Source organism: Variovorax sp. EBFNA2 (genome assembly GCF_033802765.1).
GTDB classification, from domain to species: Bacteria; Pseudomonadota; Gammaproteobacteria; order Burkholderiales; family Burkholderiaceae_C; genus Variovorax; species Variovorax paradoxus_H.
In genome coordinates this window covers 5047352-5062430 of record NZ_CP138496.1, presented here as the reverse complement: position 1 = coordinate 5062430, position 15079 = coordinate 5047352, and the positions used below count along the sequence as shown (strand labels likewise).

15 protein-coding genes are annotated in these 15079 nt (G+C 67.1%); 11 read left to right on the top strand and 4 right to left on the bottom strand.

What is annotated here, in order from left to right:
• Positions 1-336 precede the first annotated feature (336 nt).
• From lepA to nagZ, 10 genes are read left to right on the top strand one after another with little or no spacing between them, the layout of a single operon-like run.
• Positions 337-2148: a translation elongation factor 4 gene (lepA, locus tag RZE79_RS23820; protein WP_153282471.1), complete on the top strand. Its 1812-nt coding sequence runs from the start codon at positions 337-339 to the stop codon at positions 2146-2148.
• An 11-nt stretch (positions 2149-2159) separates the two neighbouring features.
• Positions 2160-3125: a signal peptidase I gene (gene lepB, locus RZE79_RS23815; protein ID WP_153282472.1), complete on the top strand. Its 966-nt coding sequence runs from the start codon at positions 2160-2162 to the stop codon at positions 3123-3125.
• A 41-nt stretch (positions 3126-3166) separates the two neighbouring features.
• Positions 3167-3538, top strand: a complete 372-nt coding sequence (locus RZE79_RS23810) for a DUF4845 domain-containing protein (protein WP_319357107.1) — start codon at positions 3167-3169, stop codon at positions 3536-3538.
• Positions 3539-3558: 20 nt separating this feature from the next.
• Positions 3559-4245, top strand: a complete 687-nt coding sequence (gene rnc, locus RZE79_RS23805; RefSeq protein ID WP_153285968.1) for a ribonuclease III — start codon at positions 3559-3561, stop codon at positions 4243-4245.
• A gap of 7 nt (positions 4246-4252) precedes the next feature.
• On the top strand, positions 4253-5218 hold the full coding sequence (gene era, locus RZE79_RS23800) for a GTPase Era (protein ID WP_319357106.1): 966 nt from the start codon (positions 4253-4255) through the stop codon (positions 5216-5218).
• Between the two features lies 1 nt (position 5219).
• On the top strand, positions 5220-5993 hold the full coding sequence (gene recO / locus RZE79_RS23795; protein WP_319357105.1) for a DNA repair protein RecO: 774 nt from the start codon (positions 5220-5222) through the stop codon (positions 5991-5993).
• Positions 5994-6037: 44 nt separating this feature from the next.
• Entirely contained in the window at positions 6038-6913 is an 876-nt protein-coding gene (locus RZE79_RS23790) for a hypothetical protein (RefSeq protein WP_319357104.1), read from the top strand.
• 26 nt (positions 6914-6939) lie between these two features.
• A complete protein-coding gene (locus RZE79_RS23785; RefSeq protein ID WP_319357103.1) occupies positions 6940-7719 on the top strand; it encodes a pyridoxine 5'-phosphate synthase in 780 nt (259 codons plus the stop codon).
• Positions 7716-8108, top strand: coding sequence for a holo-ACP synthase (gene acpS, locus RZE79_RS23780; RefSeq protein ID WP_319357102.1), 393 nt, complete (start codon positions 7716-7718; stop codon positions 8106-8108). Before RZE79_RS23785 ends, acpS begins: the two co-directional genes overlap by 4 nt.
• Before the next feature lie 48 nt (positions 8109-8156).
• Positions 8157-9254, top strand: coding sequence for a beta-N-acetylhexosaminidase (gene nagZ, locus RZE79_RS23775; protein WP_319357101.1), 1098 nt, complete (start codon positions 8157-8159; stop codon positions 9252-9254).
• Here nagZ and RZE79_RS23770 read toward each other — a convergent pair.
• Genes RZE79_RS23770 through RZE79_RS23760 form a run of 3 tightly spaced genes read right to left on the bottom strand, consistent with a single transcriptional unit; the run spans position 9224 to position 12936 of the window.
• On the bottom strand, positions 9224-11116 hold the full coding sequence (locus RZE79_RS23770) for a glycosyltransferase family 2 protein (protein ID WP_319357100.1): 1893 nt from the start codon (positions 11114-11116) through the stop codon (positions 9224-9226). The genes nagZ and RZE79_RS23770 overlap by 31 nt on opposite strands.
• 19 nt (positions 11117-11135) lie before the next feature.
• A complete protein-coding gene (locus tag RZE79_RS23765) occupies positions 11136-11663 on the bottom strand; it encodes a YgjP-like metallopeptidase domain-containing protein (protein WP_319357099.1) in 528 nt (175 codons plus the stop codon).
• Positions 11664-11670: 7 nt separating this feature from the next.
• Entirely contained in the window at positions 11671-12936 is a 1266-nt protein-coding gene (locus tag RZE79_RS23760) for an Hsp70 family protein (RefSeq protein ID WP_153282480.1), read from the bottom strand.
• A 94-nt stretch (positions 12937-13030) separates the two neighbouring features.
• Between RZE79_RS23760 and RZE79_RS23755 the strand changes: the two genes are divergently transcribed.
• Positions 13031-14365: a galactosyl transferase GMA12/MNN10 family protein gene (locus RZE79_RS23755; RefSeq protein ID WP_153282481.1), complete on the top strand. Its 1335-nt coding sequence runs from the start codon at positions 13031-13033 to the stop codon at positions 14363-14365.
• A 15-nt stretch (positions 14366-14380) separates the two neighbouring features.
• Here RZE79_RS23755 and RZE79_RS23750 read toward each other — a convergent pair whose 3' ends face one another.
• The gene (locus RZE79_RS23750; protein ID WP_319357098.1) at positions 14381-15067 is read right to left on the bottom strand and encodes a class I SAM-dependent methyltransferase; all 687 of its coding nucleotides are present in this window, start codon (positions 15065-15067) and stop codon (positions 14381-14383) included.
• Positions 15068-15079 lie beyond the last annotated feature (12 nt).

The following is a 15079-nucleotide window of genomic DNA, read 5'->3' as shown; positions in this document are numbered from 1 at the left end:
AGCCAGTCAGCGCATAAAGAGGGCGAAGGCCTTCACGATGCGAGATGTCAGACAGCCGTCCACCGGTGCTCCACAGATCGCCCACAAGTTGTTCAGTGAGTGTTCCACCGATCCTGTTGATAAGTTGTGAGTATCTTTGATGTTGTGGACCTGCAACGAGCCCTTTGGACCCTGTTCCCGGATGTACGTGCTTCCCTTTTTGCCTACAATGAAGTTCCAACTACTGCAGTTGCCATTGCTTGTTGGTTCAGGGCGCGTCTCCAGAAGACGCGCCCTTTTTTCTTGGCCTCGCCCCTCGGCGCCCGAGCCAATTCAAGTACTTAAGCGTTCCCGTTGATGAATCACATCAGAAATTTTTCGATCATTGCGCACATCGACCATGGCAAGTCGACACTCGCAGACCGTTTGATCCAGCGTTGCGGCGGTCTCGCTGAACGCGAGATGGAAGCGCAGGTGCTCGACTCGATGGACATCGAAAAAGAGCGTGGGATAACCATCAAGGCGCAGACCGCCGCGCTGCACTACAAGGCACGCGACGGACAGGTCTACAACCTCAATCTGATCGACACACCGGGCCACGTCGACTTCTCGTACGAAGTGAGCCGCTCGCTGTCGGCGTGCGAGGGCGCATTGCTCGTCGTCGATGCATCGCAAGGCGTCGAAGCGCAGACAGTGGCCAACTGCTACACCGCGCTCGACCTCGGCGTCGAAGTGATCCCGGTGCTCAACAAGATCGATCTGCCGAACGCAGACCTCGACAACGCGCGCACCGAAATCGAAGACGTGATCGGCATCGACGCGACCGACGCGATTCCGTGCTCCGCAAAAACCGGCGTCGGCATCGACGACATTCTCGAGACCATCGTCGCGCGCATGCCCGCACCGCGCGGCAATCCCGACGGCCCGCTGCGCGCGATGATCATCGACAGCTGGTTCGACGCCTACGTCGGCGTGGTCATGCTGGTGCGCGTGGTCGACGGCCGCCTCGTCAAGGGCGAGCGCATCAAGATGATGGCGTCGGGCGCGATGTACAACGCCGACAGCATCGGCGTCTTCACGCCCGCCAACGAAGCGCGTGCGTCGCTCGAAGCCGGCGAGGTGGGCTACATCATCGCGGGCATCAAGGAGCTGCAGGCCGCCAAGGTCGGCGACACGGTCACGCTGATCCGGCCCGGCACCGGCGGTGCGGCCGCCACGGCCACCGAGGCGCTGCCCGGCTTCAAGGAAATCCAGCCGCAGGTGTTTGCCGGCCTGTACCCGACCGAAGCCAGCGAGTACGACTCGCTGCGCGACGCGCTCGAGAAGCTCAAGCTCAATGATTCGTCGCTGCGCTACGAACCCGAAGTGAGCCAGGCGCTGGGCTTCGGCTTCCGCTGCGGCTTCCTCGGCCTGCTGCACATGGAGATCGTGCAGGAGCGACTGGAGCGCGAGTTCGACCAGGACCTGATCACGACCGCACCGAGCGTGGTCTACCAGGTGGTGCGCAACGACGGCGAAGTCATCATGGTCGAGAACCCGTCCAAGATGCCCGACGTCGGCAAGATGGCGGAGATTCGCGAGCCCATCGTCACCGTGCACCTGTACATGCCGCAGGAATACGTCGGCTCCGTCATGACGCTGGCCAACCAGAAGCGCGGCGTGCAGCTGAACATGGCCTATCACGGCCGCCAGGTCATGCTGACCTACGAGATGCCGCTCGGCGAGATCGTGCTCGACTTCTTCGACAAGCTGAAGTCGGTGAGCCGCGGCTACGCCTCCATGGACTACGAGTTCAAGGAGTACCGCGCCTCCGACGTGGTGAAGGTCGACATCCTGCTCAACGGCGACAAGGTCGATGCGCTGTCGATCATCGTGCACCGCAGCCAGTCGCAGTACCGCGGCCGGGCCGTCGTCTCGAAGATGCGCGAGATCATTTCGCGCCAGATGTACGACGTGGCGATCCAGGCGGCCATCGGGGTCACGATCATCGCGCGTGAGACAATCAAGGCACTTCGCAAGAACGTGCTCGCCAAGTGCTACGGCGGCGACATCTCCCGCAAGAAGAAGCTGCTCGAGAAGCAGAAGGCGGGCAAGAAAAGAATGAAGCAGATCGGCTCCGTCGAAGTCCCGCAAGAGGCCTTCCTCGCGATTCTGCAAGTCGAAGACTGATCACCACGAACATGGCATACCTCACCACCCTGGTTCTCGCGGCTTTCGCCAGCTATGTCGGCGCCTGGTATTTCGGCGCGCTCGAAGGCAACTTCGCGCTGCTGCTGTTCGTGGCCACGGTGGTCACCGGGGTCTACTGGCTGGCCGAGCGCTTCTACTTCCTGCCGAAGCGCGAACGTGCCGCTGCTGCGCTCGACAGTTCCATTGCCGAACGCAACACGCGGCTGGCGGGGCAGGGCATCACCCAGGTCGACACCACCGACGCCAAGGCCAGCGAGCGCCTGCTGATGCAGCCCTGGTGGCTCGACTGGACCGCGGGCCTGTTCCCGGTGATCCTGGTGGTGTTTCTGCTGCGCTCGTTCCTGTACGAGCCCTTCAAGATTCCCTCGGGCTCGATGATGCCCACGCTGCTGACCGGCGACCTGATCCTGGTCAACAAGTTCACCTACGGCCTGCGCCTGCCGGTCATCAACACCAAGCTCACCGACGGCACGCCGCTGGCACGTGGCGACGTGGTGGTGTTCCGCTACCCGCCCAAGCCCAGCATGGACTACATCAAGCGCGTGGTCGGCATCCCGGGCGACGAGGTGGCCTACCTGAACAAGAAGCTCACGATCAACGGCCAGCCGGTGGGCAAGGCCCCGATCGCCGACTACCTCGATGGCGAGTCGATGCGCATCCTGAAGCAGTTCGACGAAGACCTCGGCGGCAAGCAGCACAAGATCCTCAACGACGAGAACGCCCCCGCCTTCGTGCCGGGCGCCAGCGACTTCCCGTTCCGCGAGAACTGCCGCTACTCGGTCGAGGGCGTGGTCTGCAAGGTGCCCGAAGGCAACTACTTCATGATGGGCGACAACCGCGATAATTCGGCCGATTCCCGTTTCTGGGGATTCGTACCGGACAAGAACATCGTGGGCAGGGCCTTCTTTGTCTGGATGAACTTCGGCGATCTCGGTCGCATCGGTCCGTTTCAATAATTAATCAACAGTCAACGTTACTGTTCGAGGGGTAAGAGGGCATGAGAACCAACAGTCGGTCCGTCCGTGGCAGTGCTGCGCGCCAGCGCGGTATCTCGTTCATTGGCCTGGTGTTCGTCGCGGCGGTACTGGGCTGCCTCGGCGTCGTGGTCGCGCAGGTCATTCCGACGCTGATCGAATGGCAAGCCATCGACAAGGCCGCCAACAAGGCCAAGGAAGGCGCCACGGTGCCTGAGATCCGCGCGATCTTCGACCGCGCCCAGGCCATCGACGACTTCAAGTCGGTCAGCGGCCGCGACCTCGAGATCAAGAAGGTGGGCGACAAGGTCGTCGTGGGGTATGCGTACGAACGCGAGATTCCCCTGTTCGGGCCGGCCTATCTGACGCTCAAATACAAGGGCGAGTCCCGCTGACCGCGGTGTCGAACAAGAAGGTGGACGGCAGCCTCGTCGCGCTGCAGGCGCGCCTTCAGTACACGTTCTCGGACCCGCGGCTGCTCCAGCTCGCGCTCACGCACCGTAGTTTCTCGGCCGACCACAACGAGCGCCTCGAGTTTCTTGGCGACTCGGTGCTGAACCTGGCCGTCTCGCACCTGCTGTACATCCGTCTCTCGGAATTGCCCGAGGGCGACCTGTCGCGCGTGCGGGCCAACCTGGTCAAGCAGGACACGCTGCACCGGCTCGCGCTGGGGCTGGCACTGTCGCCGCTGCTGCGCCTGGGCGAAGGGGAGGCCCGCTCGGGTGGCCCGAACCGGCCTTCCATCCTGGCCGATGCGCTCGAAGCGCTGATCGGCGCGGTCTACCTCGACGCCGGCTTCGCGGCCGCACAGTCGCTGGTGCACCGGCTCTACGAGGCGGTCGAGATCAATCCGCGCATGGAAGCCGCCGCGAAAGACCCGAAGACCGAATTGCAGGAATGGCTGCAGGGCCACAAAATGAAGCTGCCGGTGTACCGCGTGGCAGCGACGCTGGGTGCAGCGCACAAGCAGACCTTCGATGTCGAGTGCGAGGTGCCCGAGCTGGGCCTTCGCGAGCGCGGCATCGGCGGCTCGCGCCGCGCCGGCGAGCAAGCTGCCGCGGCCGCCATGTTGATCCGGCTCAAGGCACGCGGCGCCGCGTGAAATCAGAATGAACGACGTTACCAATCCCCAAGCGGGACCCGAAGACACCGCAGGCGACACGCCTGCCACCGGGCCGCAGCACTGCGGCCTGATCGCCATCGTCGGCAAGCCCAATGTGGGCAAGTCGACGCTGCTCAATGCGCTGGTCGGCCAGAAGATCAGCATCACCTCGCGCAAGGCGCAGACCACGCGCCACCGCATCACCGGCATGCGCACGCTGGGCGCCACGCAGTTCGTGTTCGTCGACACGCCGGGTTTCCAGACCCTGCATGCCAACGCGCTGAACAAGTCGCTCAACAAGACCGTGCAGGGCGCGGTCGGCGACGTCGACCTGATTCTTTTCGTGGTCGAGGCCGGCAGTTTCACGCCGGCCGACGAGCGCGTGCTCAAGCTGCTCGGCAAGGGCATCCCGACCGTGCTGCTGGCCAACAAACTCGACAACGTGCACCGCCGTGGCGACATCGCGCCCTGGCTGCAGACCATGCAGGCCAAGCACGCCTTCGCCGAGTTCGTGCCGATGTCGGCCAAGAACGCGAAAGACGTCGAGCGCCTGTTCGGCATCTGCGAAAAGTACCTGCCCGAACAGCCCTGGTTCTACGACGAGGACGAACTCACCGACCGCAGCGAGAAATTCCTCGCCGGCGAGCTGGTGCGCGAAAAACTCTTCCGCCTCACGGGCGACGAGCTGCCCTATACCTCGACCGTCATCATCGACAAGTTCGAGGAAGAGCCGCCCCAGAAGAAGGGCCAGAAGCGCCTGTTGCGCATTGCCGCCACCATCGTGGTCGAGCGCGACGGCCACAAGGCCATGGTGATCGGCGACAAGGGCGAGCGCATCAAGCGCATCGGCATGGAAACCCGCGTCGAGCTCGAGAAGCTGGCCGACGCCAAGGTGTTCCTCGAACTGTGGGTGAAGGTGCGTTCGGGCTGGGCCGACGACGAGGCCCGCGTGCGCTCCTTCGGCTACGAATGAAGTGGCCGCCGCTCATCGCGTTTCGCATGAACCGGCCTATGTGCTCCATCGCTACGACTGGAGCGAGTCGAGCCTGATCCTCGAGGTCTTCACCCGCCACCACGGGCGCATCGCGCTCGTGGCCAAGGGGGCGAAGCGGCCGAGTTCCAATTTCCGTCCGGTGCTGCTGCCGCTACAGCCGCTGCAGCTCAACTACGGTGGCGACGCCGAGATCCGCACGCTGAAAGGCGCCGAGTGGATGGGCGGCCACGTCATGCCGACCGGCGAGGCGCTGCTCTCGGGCTACTACGTCAACGAACTGCTGCTGCGCCTGCTGGCGCGCGACGACGCGCATGAGGCGCTGTTCGACGCCTATGCCGGCGTGGTGCAGGTGTTGGCCGGCGACCACGCAGGCGCCCAGGCCGCAACACAGGCCGCCGCGCTGCGCGCCTTCGAGCTGCTGCTGCTGCGTTCGGTCGGCCTGCTGCCCTCGCTCGACGTGCAGACGCTCACCCTGGAGCCGCTGGCGGCCCGCACCCGCTACAGCCTCGTGCCCGAAGCCGGCCTGCGGCAGGCGGCCAAGGACGAGGCTGCGCTGGCCGGCGCCGACTGGCGGGCGCTGCAAGACGTGCTCGACGATCGCACGCCGTTCACCGCCACCCTGCGCGAGGTCGCGACGATGAGCGTCGGCAGCAACAGTGCCCTGCGAAACCAGCTGCGCACCTTGCTCAACTACCATTGCGGCGTGACCACGCTGCGCACGCGGCAAATGATGAGAGACCTGCAAGCGCTCTAGTCCGGCGCACGATCGATCGAACCGCCAACCTGAGAACCGAAGCCATGCGTCTGGGTGTCCTCGTCTATGTCGACGACAAGAAAGAAATCGTCGACGAGTTCCACTGGCTGTACCGGAGCATGATCGTCTCCGGCGTTTTCGCGCGCGGCGGCGAGCTGATCGCGGTGTGCCACCCGAACGTCATCGCCCAGTTGCCCACCGACGACCGCATCGTCGTGATTCCGGGCCTGCCCTACGCCGACCAGCATTCCGAATGGGCGGGCTACGGCTACATCAATTCGATCGCGAACCTGTGCGACCCGGCGGTGCTCGCCGTGTGCCGCAACTACGACGCGATTCTCAAGACCGACTGCGACACCTTCGTCACGCCGGCGCTGGCCAGCTTCGAGCCGACCGGCCTGTGCTTCGGCTTCGGCGCCTACGCGTACCAGGAAGACGTGCGCCGCAAGCTATCCGAGTGCAGCGCGCGCTGGGGGTTTCCGCATTCGGGGCTGCACAACGTGGGCGCGTCGGTGCTCGGGCCGACCGAGTTCGTGGGCAACTTCGTGCAGGCCCAGCTGGACTACTGCCACAAGCTGCTCGACGAGGAGTTTCGCGACTTCCAGGGCGAGTGGCCCGGCTGGTGCAAGAACGTGCTCACCATGTACGCCGGCGAGCTGGCGCTGCGGCGCACCTACCCCCAGCGCTGTTCGCTGGGCCTGCTCGACCACCTGCCGTACGCCGACCGGACCCTGGGCGGTGACGTGCTGCACATCCACGGCTGGCACACCGACCAGTACTGGTCGAAGCATCATTTCCGGGCCGGCGCCTACGACCACATGGCGCCCGGCGACATCGACAGGACGACGCTCGGCGGCTACTGTCACTGGCTTGCCGTCACCCCCACCGACGACCTTCGGGCCGGCGCGGGCGGCGCATGAACGAAGAGAAGAAAGCGATTGCGTCCATGAGCGATACCTCCGGCACCCCCTCCCTCCCACGCGCCACCACCGCCCTGTCGGTCAACCTCAACAAGGTCGCCCTCGTGCGCAACACGCGCCACCTCGGCATCCCCAGCGTGGTGGGCGCCGCCCAGGCCTGCCTGGCCGCGGGCGCCCACGGCATCACCGTGCACCCGCGTCCCGACGCGCGCCACATCCGCGCACACGACGTGAGCGACCTGTCCGAACTGCTGGCGCGCGACTGGCCGGCCATCGAGTTCAACATCGAAGGCAACCCCTTCCACAACCTGATGGACTTCGTGCGCGAGCTCAAGCCGCACCAGGCCACCTTCGTGCCCGACAGCGAAACCCAGTCGACCAGCGACCATGGCTGGAGCTTCCCCGAAGACGCCGAGCGCCTGCGCCCGCTGATCGCCGAAGCCAAGGCACTGGGCGTGCGCGTGAGCCTGTTCATGGACCCGATTCCCGAGGTGATGGCCGCCGTCAAGGCCGTGGGCGCCGACCGCGTCGAGCTCTACACCGAAGGCTACGCTGCCTCGCGCGGCACGCCGCAGGAAGCCGCCGTGCTCGCACGCTACGTGGCCGCGGCGCAGGCCGCCCATGCGACGGGGCTGGGCGTCAACGCCGGCCACGACCTGAGCCGCGACAACCTCACGCCGTTTCTGCGCGCGGTGCGCGGCGTGCACGAGGTGTCGATCGGCCATGCCTTCGTCGCCGATGCGCTCGAACTCGGGTACGCCGCCACCACGCGCGACTACCTGCGCTGCATCGCCGACGCCGCATGATCTACGGCATCGGGACCGACATCTGCGACGTGCGCCGCATCGCAGCCACCTTCGAGCGCCAGGGCGAGCGCTTCGCCCGCAAGGTGCTGAGCGACGCCGAGTTCGCCGTCTGGCAGGCCCGCGCCGCACGCTGGCCCAAGCGCGGCCTGAGCTACCTCGCCACGCGCTTTTCCGCCAAGGAGGCCTTCAGCAAGGCCATCGGCCTGGGCATGCGCATGCCGATGACCTGGCGCTCGTGCGAGATCGCCAACTTGCGCAGCGGCAAGCCGGTGATCGTGCTGCACGGCGAGCTGAAAGACTGGTTCGAGGCGCAGGGCCTGACGGCGCACGTGACCGTCACCGACGAAACCGAGTACGCCGCCAGCTTCGTGGTGGTGGAAAAAGCCTGAACGAATCTCCGGCGCCGCTGCGCCTTGCCGACCGATCGACAGACTGACATGACCGAACTGAACCACGCGCCGCTCCTCATCGATGTGGCCGGCACCGAACTCACCGCCGCCGACCGCCGGCGCCTCGCGAACCCGCATGTGGGCGGCGTGATCCACTTCACCCGCAACTGGCAGGACCGTGCGCAGATGACTGCGCTCAACGCCGAGATCAAGGCGATCCGGCCCGACCTGCTGATCTGCGTCGACCATGAAGGCGGGCGCGTGCAGCGCTTTCGCACCGACGGTTTCACGCGGCTGCCCTCGATGCGCAGCCTGGGCGAACTGTGGATGCAGGATGCCCTGCGCGCCACGCAGGTCGCCACTGCCGTCGGGCAGGTGCTGGCCGGTGAGCTGCGCGCCTGCGGTGTCGACTTCAGCTTCGCGCCGGTGCTCGATCTCGACTACGGCGGCAGCAGCGTGATCGGCGACCGCAGCTTTCACCGCGACCCGCGCGTGGTCGCGCTGCTCGCCAAGAGCGTGATGCACGGCATGCTGCAGAGGGGCATGCGCAACTGCGGCAAGCACTTTCCGGGGCATGGTTTCGTGCAGGCCGACTCGCACGTCGAGATTCCGGTCGACCGGCGCAGCCTCAAGGCCATCCTGGCCGACGACGCGCAGCCCTACGACTGGCTGGCCGGCACGCTCGCCGCCGTGATGCCAGCGCACGTGATCTACCCGAAGGTCGACAAGCGCCCGGCAGGCTTCTCCGAAAAATGGCTGAAGGACATCCTGCGCCAGCGCTTCGCGTTCGATGGCGCCGTGTTCAGCGACGACCTGAGCATGGAAGCCGGCCGCTACATCGACGGCCAACTGCTGAGCTACACAGACGCCGTGCTGGCGGCCCTCGCGGCGGGTTGCGACCTGGCGCTGCTGTGCAACCAGAGCATCGGTGAGGGCAAGCCGCTCGACGAGATGCTCGACGGCTTCACCGCGGCGGCGGCCGACGGGCGCTGGCAGGGCGATGCGGCCAGCGAAGCGCGGCGCCGGTCGCTGTTGCCCGGCGATGAGGCGCTCGACTGGCAGGCGCTCACGACCTCGACGCGCTATGTGCAGGCGCAACGCCTGCTGGCCGGCGCTCAGTCCCGGAAGGGCCGCACCGGCAGCTGATTCGCCGCGGGGCCGAGCAACGCGGCCACCTCGGGCGTTTCGAACAGCGATTCCAGCCAGGGCTTGTCGGCCAGGCCGGCCTGGAAGAACACCTGCAGCAGCCGCACGGCTTCGGTGCGCAGCGCGCGCGTCAGCATTTCAGCGTCGATCCGCGGCGTGCTGCCAAGTGCAGGCGCGGCGCAGGCGTGCGCCACGGTGCGCAGCAGCTGCTCGGCAAAGTCGCGCTGCGGCGGCCACAGATGGGCGTAGAGCTGGGCGATCCGATCAATGTCTTCCACGCGGGTGCGTGGCAGCAGGTGCCGCAGCACCGCGCGCCGCGCGCGCATGGCGAGCGAGGCGGCCCGCGCGAGATCGGCTGGCGGCGCGACCGGTGGCGCGCGGTGCAGCAGCTCGGGAATGACCGCGAAGCGCGCCCCGGCCACGATGCAGCGGCAGAGCATCTGCAGGTCGTCGTGGATCGCGAACTCGGGGTCGTGGCGCACGCCGGTGCGCTCTAGGAAGCGGCGGCGGACCAGGCAGGCCGACAGCCGCAGCGGCTCGGGGCCCAAGGCTTCGGCCACGATTTCATCGTGGCGCTGGGCGTACTTCAGCGGCCCGGCGGGTGTTTCGCTCCAGCAGCCGACGATGTCCAGGTCCGGGCAGGCGGCGAGCAGCGCGGCCTGCCGCTGCAGGCGGCCGGGCAGGGCGCGGTCGCCTGCAGCGGCGAAGACCACGTGCTCGCCGGTGGCCTGCGCGAGCGCGAGGTTGCGCACGGTGGCGCGGTCGCAGGCCACGGGCAGTGCGATCCATCGCAGGTTGGGGGCGATGGCGCGCGCCTCGCTTTCGGCCGCTGCAGGCAGACCCGCCGCAACCACGGCCAGCTCCAGCGCCACGTCGGCCTGCGCCGTCCAGTCGCGCAGATCCTGCAGCCAATCGTCGCGGGTGCCGTCGGGCGTCAGGCAGACCGTCACGCGCGGCATGACGACGGGCGGCACGCGGTCGGGCTGCTGCGCGCGCCAGGCGAAGTAGCGGCCGAGCGCGGGGCCGATGTCCGGCGGCGCGAAGGCCCGCTGGAGCGTGTCGAGCCCGTCGCGTTCGAGTTGCGCGCGGCGCGGCGCATCGGCAACCAGCGCGACCACGGCGTCGACCAGCTGGTCGTAGGGCACGCCCACCACCGCATCACGGAAGGCCGGGTCGATTTCGCTGTCGGGGTAGAGCTCGCAGACCACGGCCTTGCGATGGCGCAGCAGGATCGACAGCCGGGGCGTCTCGACCACGCGGGATTCTTCCCAGTTGTGCAGGTTCAGCATGACCTTGGCGCGGCGCATGCGGTCTTCGCGCTCGGCCTGCGTCCAAGACCTCCCACGCGTCACTTCGACGCGCAGGCCGCGCGCCATCAGCGCCTCGAGAATGTCGATCCGTCGCCGCGTGAGCGAGCCGAAGAAGCAGACATCGATGTCGCGCGCCTCCTCGGGCAGGACTTCCGGCAAGGGCAGGATGCGCGCCGCCTCGGGCTCCCAGCCGAGCGGCACGTAGTCCGCGTTCTGGTAGCCGAGTTCGCGGTGGCGCTGGAAGTTCGTCCTGCTGTACTCCCACAGGTAGCAGCGCGGGATCAGGTCGCGGTAGTTGGCGTTCCAGGCATGCGTGCCTTCGACCATCGGCTCGTAGTTGACGACGATGCAGTTCGGATGAAGCGACGCGACGCTCTCCCAGGGAACGTCCCAGAAGAAGAACAGGATGTTGATCGCACTCGCATCGATCGTGGCCGGTGTGTAGGTCGTCGGGTAACCCAGCCGTTCGGCCGCCAGCCGGTAGGTCTGCACGATGTCGCCGCAGACCGCGTCTTCGGACAGTGAGGTGAAGTGCAGCCGTGGCAGGGTCATGGGCGACGACTGTAGCGGGTCAGTCTGCGGCCGGCGCGCCCACCGCCGAGGGCCACAGCGGCGCGCCGCCCGCTTCCAGGTGCGTCAGATACAGCCGCAGCTCGAACTCGAAGCGGTGGTACTCGGGCTCCATGTGCGTGCACAGCGCGTAGAAGGGCTTGTCGTGGTTCTTCTCGCGGCTGTGCGCCAGCTCGTGCACGACGATCATGCGCAGCCATTCGAGCGGCACGGTCTTGAACAGGCTGGCCACGCGGATCTCGCGCTTGGTCTTGAGCTTGCTGCCTTGCACGCGTGCGATGGTGGTGTGGGTGCCCAGCGCGTGGCGCACCACGTGCAGCTTGTTGTCGAACACCGCCTTGGCCAGCGGCTCGGCCTTGCGCATGTACTCGCCCTTGAGCTCGCAGGCGTAGTCGTACAGCGCGCGGTCGGTGCGGATGTCGTGCAGGCCGGCATAGCGTCCGCGCAGCAGGGCGCCGAGCTTGTCGGCGGCCATCAGCTCGCTCACCTGCGCCAGCAGCGCGGGCGGGTACGCGGACAGGTACTTCATCTGTGGCTTATCCCGCCGTGCGCGCCGAATAGGCGAGTCCGGCCGCGACGCCGCCGAGCAGGTCGCCCTCGATGAGCGGCACGCCCGCGAAGCTCGCGCGCAGCGCGCGCTGGAATGGGCGCAGGGCCGACGAGCCGCCGGTGAGGTAGATGGCGTCCAGGTCGCCGCTGCGCAAGCCGGCGCGCTTCACGCAGGCGTGGGCGCAGGCCACCACGTTCTCGAGCGGCGCCGCGAGCTGCTGCGCCATGTCGGCCGGCGTCAGCGCGGAAACGAGCCCGGGTTCGATGCACGACAGGTCGATCTGCACCTCGGCGTCGCTGACCGAGCCATTGATCTTGGCCTGTTCGACCTCGCTGGCGATGCGGTGGCCGTGGCGCTCTTCGAGCACCGTCATCAGGCGGTCGTGCAGCTGCCGGTCGCTGTAGCTGGTGCGCAGCTCGCGCGCCTGGCGCACGGCCTTCGGGGCATAGAGCCAGTTGATCAGGTGCCAGGACGACAGCTCGAAGAACACCTTGCTGGGCACCTCGCGCCCGCTCGGGCCGAGATGGCGCAGCCCGAGCATCGGCATCACGCGTTCCAGGTTCAGGCGCTGGTCGAAGTCGGTGCCGCCGATGTGCACGCCGCTGGTGGCCAGCACGTCGTCGGCGCGGTCGGCGCGCGCCATGCGCTCGGGCCCCAGGCGCACCACGGTGAAGTCGGAGGTGCCGCCGCCGATGTCGACGATCAGGATCAGCGACTCGCGCGTGACGCGCTGCTCGTAGTCGAAGGCGGCGGCAATGGGTTCGTACTGGAACGAAACGTCGCGCAGGCCAGCCGCGCGCGCGGCGTGGCGCATGCTTTCTTCGGCGCGCTGGTCGCGCTTGGCGTCGTCGTCGACGAAATGCACCGGGCGGCCGATGACCACGCGCTCAGGGCGCGTGCCCAGCTCGCGTTCGGCGCGCGACACCAGCTCGTGCAGGAAGCGCGCGATGATGTCCTCGAAGCTGACCAGCCCGTCATAGACGGCGGTCTTCTCCTGCATCAGCGGGCTGCCGAGCAGGCTCTTGAGCGAGCGCATGAGTCGGCCTTCCACGCCGGACAGGTACAACGCGATGGCGTCGCGGCCGAAGTGCGTGCTGCGGTCCTCGGCATTGAAGAAGAGGGCGGTCGGCAGGGTGGTGGCGCTGCCTTCGATGGGCAGCAGGCGCGCGGCATCGCCGGGGGAGGCGTAGGAGACCGCGGAATTCGACGTGCCGAAATCGATGCCGATGGCCGGGGTGCGTAGGGGATTCATTCAAGCAGGAAATCGGAGGGCCCAAGAGTGTAGAGGGTCGGCCGGAGCGCGCGATAGACTGCGGCCCAATGACCACCCCACCCGGAAGCCGTCGATGCCGTTGTGCCTGACATTCTTCGACCGGTTCGACGAGCCGGTGCTGCGCAACCACAGTCACTACTGCCGCCGTTTCGGCTACCCCCATGCCTGGGTGGAGAGTGACCGCGCCGGGCACTCCGCGCTGCGCGATTGCGCGAAATATGCCGAGATGCTGCGCCGCCTGCGGGCGCTCGACGAGGGCGACTGGCTGCTCTTTCTCGACGGCGATTCGGTGGTGTTCCACCCCGTGGCCGTCGAGCTGCTGATGGAAGGCCGCGACCTGCTCGTGGTGGACGGGCCCAAGGGCCTGCCGCTGTGCAACTTGATGATCTTGCGCAACACGGCGGCCAACCGCGCGCTGCTGCATGCGTTCATCCGGGCGGCGAGCCAGGTCGTGGCGCGCGTCACGCCCCGCCTCGACGCGGCCGAGCTGCTGCGGCCGGCCGGCTTGCTGCCCTGCAACGGGCCCATCGGCGACTGCTACGTGAACGTCTCATGGCGCATCGCGAGCTGGTTCACCGCCCGCATCTTCGTGGTGCACCTGGCGGCCCTGCCGGAGCTGGATGCCGAGGGCCGCGTGCTGGAAGAGCTGCTGCACGACGCGAACCTGCAGCGCCTGATGGTGCGCCGGGTGAACGCGGCGCTGATCGACGGCGAGCCCGTGCTGCCGCCGCCGGCCTACCCGGCGATCTCGGAGGACGCGTATTCGTGCCTCAACCCGCACGCGCCCATCGCCTTCGTCACGCTCTACACGCACCACATCAACGACTACGCGCGCGTGTCCGAGCACAACGTGCGGCGCTACTGCGAGCGGCACGGCCATGGGTATCACGTCTACCGCGCCATCCCGGACGAACTCGATCCGTCGATCAGCGGCGCCTGGGTGAAGAGCTGGCTCGTGAAGCGGCACCTCGCGCAGCACCAATGGGTGGTGTGGGTCGATGCCGACACGCTGTTCGTCAACCAGGCGAAGCGCATCGAACCGCTGCTCGAAGGCCGCGACCTGCTGTTCGCCAAGGACATCGGCGCGTGGGATGTGAACTCGGGCGTGATGGGCTTCCGCCACACCGAGCGCAACCTCGCGCTGCTCACGCAGCTGTGGGAGCGCATCACCGGCGTCGACGACAAGTCGACCGTGTACGCCAGCCAGGGCGACCAGTACTACACGAACGTGGTGCTGGCCGAGCACGGCCTGATCGGCGATGCGGTCGTGACGGACCTTCTGAGCATCAACACGCCGCCGCACCTGGCGGGCGACGACAGCCTGCTGGTGCACTTCGTGGGACTCGGGGAGCCCTACCGGTCGGTGTACATGGCGGACGTCGACGCGCGGTCCAAGCGCCTGGGCTGAGCTGAAGCGGGGCGCTCAGCGGCCCAGCTTGTGCAGCGTGTCGCGCACGTCGTCCACCAGCCACAGGCCGAGGCAGCGATCGCTCTGCGGGTATTGGCGCGAGCCGTCATCTGTTGCATAGATGATGGACTCGGTCACGTTGCCTTCGACGATCAGGCGCCGGGGCGGCGGCAGATGGAAGGGCGCCATCTCCATGTTGATCGGGGTCCAGCCGCCCGTCTGGATGTCCGCGTTGCGCGGCAGCGAGCGGTAGGTGAAGGTGGTGGTCAGCAGCCACTTCGACCGGCTGGCCGCCACCGCATGCAGGGCCCGGAAGGCATCGGCGTGCGAAAAATGGAACAAGCAGTCGCGGCAGAAGACGAGGTCGACCGTCGGCAACGCGTCACTCAGAAGATCCAGCCGGCTGAAATGGCGTCCCGGCCGCCCGAAGCGCTCATTGTTGCGCGCTACCAGCGCATCGACGATGTCTGCGCCGTGGTAGTCGATGCCCGTCAGGTCGACGTGCTGCATCCAGTTGAAGTCGCCGCACGGCACGTCGAGCAGGCGGTGCACCTGCAGCTCACGCAGCAGGTGCGGCAACTCCCGGATCACCTGCGCGGTGTTCGTGAGTTCGGACCCCGCGCCGGACACGCTTTCCGTCGAGCCCCAGGCATTCGATTTGAAGATGTCGGAGAAGACAGTTTCGGGCGCCTGGGTGGTCATCGGTGCAGAAAG

Excerpts from the sequence above, each read along its gene's own strand:
- lepA (WP_153282471.1), top strand. The coding sequence starts at position 337 with ATGAATCACATCAGAAATTTTTCGATCATTGCGCACATCGACCATGGC.
- lepB (WP_153282472.1), top strand. The coding sequence starts at position 2,160 with ATGGCATACCTCACCACCCTGGTTCTCGCGGCTTTCGCCAGCTATGTC.
- RZE79_RS23810 (WP_319357107.1), top strand. The coding sequence starts at position 3,167 with ATGAGAACCAACAGTCGGTCCGTCCGTGGCAGTGCTGCGCGCCAGCGC.
- era (WP_319357106.1), top strand. The coding sequence starts at position 4,253 with ATGAACGACGTTACCAATCCCCAAGCGGGACCCGAAGACACCGCAGGC.
- RZE79_RS23790 (WP_319357104.1), top strand. The coding sequence starts at position 6,038 with ATGCGTCTGGGTGTCCTCGTCTATGTCGACGACAAGAAAGAAATCGTC.
- RZE79_RS23785 (WP_319357103.1), top strand. The coding sequence starts at position 6,940 with ATGAGCGATACCTCCGGCACCCCCTCCCTCCCACGCGCCACCACCGCC.
- acpS (WP_319357102.1), top strand. The coding sequence starts at position 7,716 with ATGATCTACGGCATCGGGACCGACATCTGCGACGTGCGCCGCATCGCA.
- nagZ (WP_319357101.1), top strand. The coding sequence starts at position 8,157 with ATGACCGAACTGAACCACGCGCCGCTCCTCATCGATGTGGCCGGCACC.
- RZE79_RS23770 (WP_319357100.1), bottom strand. The coding sequence starts at position 11,116 with ATGACCCTGCCACGGCTGCACTTCACCTCACTGTCCGAAGACGCGGTC.
- RZE79_RS23765 (WP_319357099.1), bottom strand. The coding sequence starts at position 11,663 with ATGAAGTACCTGTCCGCGTACCCGCCCGCGCTGCTGGCGCAGGTGAGC.
- RZE79_RS23760 (WP_153282480.1), bottom strand. The coding sequence starts at position 12,936 with ATGAATCCCCTACGCACCCCGGCCATCGGCATCGATTTCGGCACGTCG.
- RZE79_RS23755 (WP_153282481.1), top strand. The coding sequence starts at position 13,031 with ATGCCGTTGTGCCTGACATTCTTCGACCGGTTCGACGAGCCGGTGCTG.
- RZE79_RS23750 (WP_319357098.1), bottom strand. The coding sequence starts at position 15,067 with ATGACCACCCAGGCGCCCGAAACTGTCTTCTCCGACATCTTCAAATCG.